The 3,110-nt window shown below is 44.2% G+C and carries 2 protein-coding genes; both read right to left on the minus strand.

Features of this window, described 5'->3' with window-relative positions:
* Nucleotides 1-2: 2 nt before the first annotated feature.
* Nucleotides 3-1,187 carry an elongation factor Tu gene (gene tuf, locus B2R65_RS08875; protein ID WP_004589660.1) on the minus strand — a complete coding sequence of 395 codons (1,185 nt, stop codon included), beginning with the start codon at nt 1,185-1,187 and terminating at the stop codon, nt 3-5.
* A 62-nt stretch (nt 1,188-1,249) separates the two neighbouring features.
* Nucleotides 1,250-3,110 (minus strand): elongation factor G (gene fusA, locus B2R65_RS08880; protein ID WP_286742023.1); only part of this gene is annotated, 1,861 nt, incomplete at its 5' end.

Consider the following 3,110-nt stretch of genomic DNA (forward strand, 5'->3'; position numbering starts at 1 on the left):
TATTACTCTACGATAGTTGCTACAACACCAGCACCTACAGTACGGCCACCTTCACGGATAGCGAAACGAAGACCTTCGTCCATCGCGATTGGCGCGATTAGAGTTACTGTCATCTTAACGTTATCACCAGGCATTACCATTTCTACGCCTTCTGGTAACTGTACGTCACCTGTTACGTCAGTTGTACGGAAGTAGAACTGTGGACGGTAACCTTTGAAGAAAGGAGTATGACGACCACCTTCATCTTTAGAAAGTACGTATACTTCTGAAGTGAATGTAGTGTGTGGGTTGATTGAACCAGGCTTAGCTAGTACTTGACCACGTTCAACGTCTTCACGCTTAGTACCACGTAGAAGTGCACCAATGTTCTCACCAGCACGACCTTCGTCAAGAAGCTTACGGAACATTTCAACACCAGTACAAGTAGACTTAGTAGTCTCTTTGATACCAACGATTTCAACTTCGTCGTTCACGTTGATGATACCAGCTTCAACACGACCAGTTACTACTGTACCACGGCCTTGGATTGAGAAAACGTCTTCGATAGGCATGATGAATGGCTTATCGATGTCACGCTCTGGCTCTGGGATGTAAGAATCTAGTGCTTCTGCAAGCTCAACGATCTTGTCTTCCCACTGCTTTTCGCCTTCAAGTGCTTTAAGAGCAGAACCTTGAATTAGTGGTAAGTCATCACCTGGGAAGTCGTATTCAGAAAGAAGTTCACGAACTTCCATTTCTACTAGCTCAAGTAGCTCTTCGTCGTCAACCATGTCACATTTGTTCATGAATACAACGATGTAAGGTACGCCAACCTGACGAGAAAGTAGGATGTGCTCACGCGTTTGTGGCATAGGGCCGTCAGTCGCAGCTACTACTAAGATAGCGCCGTCCATTTGAGCAGCACCAGTGATCATGTTTTTAACATAATCGGCGTGTCCAGGACAATCTACGTGTGCGTAGTGACGAGTTGGTGTATCGTACTCAACGTGAGAAGTTGAGATTGTGATACCACGCTCGCGCTCTTCTGGAGCGTTATCGATTGATGCGAAATCTTTAGCAACACCGCCGTATACTTTTGCAAGTACGTTAGTGATTGCTGCAGTTAGTGTAGTTTTACCGTGGTCAACGTGGCCGATTGTACCAACGTTTACGTGCGGTTTTACGCGTTCAAACTTTTCTTTTGCCATCTTAAAAAATTCCTAATTAAGAAATTAAAGCCTGACTCACTATTGAGCCAGACAAGCTAAAATCATATAACAGCGCGAGCTGAAATTATTGTATCTGCAACATTTTTAGAGGCTTCAGCGTACTTCAAAAACTCCATAGAGTAAGAAGCACGGCCCTGTGTTGCAGATCGTAAAGCAGTTGCATAACCAAACATTTCAGAAAGAGGAACCTGAGCATTAACTTGCTTAAGTCCACCTATTGCATCTTCCATGCCTTCGATTATGCCGCGACGACGGTTTAAGTCGCCAACTACATCACCCATGTTTGAGTCAGGAGTGATTACTTCAACCTTCATCATTGGCTCTAAAAGTACAGGGTCAGCCTTAAGCGCCCCAGCTTTCATTGCCATTGAACCTGCAATTTTAAATGCCATTTCATTCGAGTCTACATCATGGAATGAACCATCATATAAAGTCGCTTTAACGCCAAGTAATGGGTAGCCTGCCAGTACACCTTGAGACATTTGCTCTTGGATACCTTTGTCTACCGCAGGGATAAATTCTTTTGGAACCGAACCACCTACAGTTTCGTTAACGAACTCATAAATTGGTGCTTCATCATCCGAAATATCCATCGGTTCAAGTTTAACCCAGACGTGACCATATTGACCACGACCACCTGATTGACGTACAAACTTCCCTTCAACTTCAACAGTTGAACGAATAGCTTCTCGGTATGCAACCTGCGGCTTACCAACGTTACATTCAACACTGAATTCACGTTTCATACGGTCGACAATGATATCAAGGTGAAGTTCACCCATACCAGAGATTATAGTCTGGCCTGATTCTTCGTCAGTTTGTACACGAAAAGAAGGGTCTTCTGCGGCTAGTTTACCTAGTGCAATACCCATCTTATCTTGGTCAGCGATTGTGCGAGGCTCAACCGCAACAGAGATAACTGGCTCTGGGAACTCCATACGCTCTAGCGTAATGATAGAGTTCGGATCACACAGTGTCTCACCTGTTGTTACGTCTTTAAGACCAATAGCTGCCGCAATATCGCCTGCGTGAACTTCTTTGATCTCTTCACGTGAGTTTGAATGCATCTGTACGATACGACCAAATCGCTCACGCTTACTTTTAACTGGGTTATAAACCGCGTCACCCTGTTTAACAGTACCAGAGTAAACACGGAAAAAGGTTAAAGTGCCAACAAACGGGTCTGTTGCAATTTTAAATGCAAGTGCAGCAAACGGCGCTTTATCATCAGCTGGACGTTCTTCCTCAGTTCCATTTTCTAGGATACCTTGGATTTGTTTCACTTGTGTTGGTGCAGGCATGTATTCAACAACGCCATCAAGCACAGCTTGAACGCCTTTGTTTTTAAATGCACTACCACACGTAATGGGAACAATTTCGTTCGCTAATGTGCGTTGACGTAAGGCAGATTTAATCTCTGCTTCACTTAACTCTTCACCTTCTAAGTACTTATCCATTAGTTCTTCAGAGGCTTCAGCTGCACTTTCAACTAAATGAGAGTGCCATTCTTGAGCGAGCTCTTGAAGTTCTGCCGGTATTGCCTCATAAGAGAAAGTCATACCCTGGTCCGCTTCGTTCCAGTTAATGGCTTTCATTTTTATAAGGTCAATAACACCTTTAAAGTCGTCTTCAGCGCCAATTGGCAACTGGATTGGAACAGGCGTTGCTCCAAGACGAGATTTCACCTGGTCAACAACCGTTAAGAAGTCAGCGCCGGTACGATCCATTTTATTTACGAAGATCATTCTTGGAACTTCGTATTTGTTCGCTTGGCGCCAAACTGTCTCAGTTTGCGGCTGTACACCTGATGAAGCACAAAGAACAACTACCGCACCATCAAGTACACGTAAAGAACGCTCTACTTCGATAGTGAAATCTACGTGTCCTGGAGTATCAATAATA

It is taken from the genome of Pseudoalteromonas sp. UBA2102 (assembly GCF_002331165.1).
GTDB lineage: Bacteria > Pseudomonadota > Gammaproteobacteria > Enterobacterales > Alteromonadaceae > Pseudoalteromonas > Pseudoalteromonas atlantica.

Bases quoted from the DNA above. Each gene is read 5' to 3' on its own strand.
- tuf (WP_004589660.1), bottom strand. From the start codon at position 1,187: ATGGCAAAAGAAAAGTTTGAACGCGTAAAACCGCACGTAAACGTTGGT.